The organism is Planktothrix sp. PCC 11201 (assembly GCF_900009135.1).
GTDB lineage: Bacteria > Cyanobacteriota > Cyanobacteriia > Cyanobacteriales > Microcoleaceae > Planktothrix.
Map to the genome: position 1 here is coordinate 1 of NZ_LT797745.1, position 240 is coordinate 240.

Sequence of the window (240 nt, forward strand, 5' to 3'; positions counted from 1 at the left end):
GTTTCTTTGGTATTTGCGATCGCATTTGGGGCGGGTTTAGCCAGATTTTCGATCATTAACAGAGCATTCGGGGCGGGTTTAGCCAGATTTTTGCTAATTAACAGAGATAGTCTCGAACCTGCCCCTACAATTGGGGGATTTGATAATAGGGGAAAGTGCGATCGCCTGTGTCTAAATCAACCCATGACAATCACCCTAATTATCTTAATATTACCCAAACTGTAGGGGCGGGTTCGCGTT

1 protein-coding gene is annotated in these 240 nt (G+C 45.0%); it reads left to right on the forward strand.

Annotated elements, in window-relative coordinates; genetic code table 11:
• Positions 1-225 (forward strand): hypothetical protein (locus PL11201_RS27265; protein ID WP_234996847.1); only part of this gene is annotated, 225 nt, incomplete at its 5' end.
• Between the last annotated feature and the right edge of the window lie 15 nt (positions 226-240).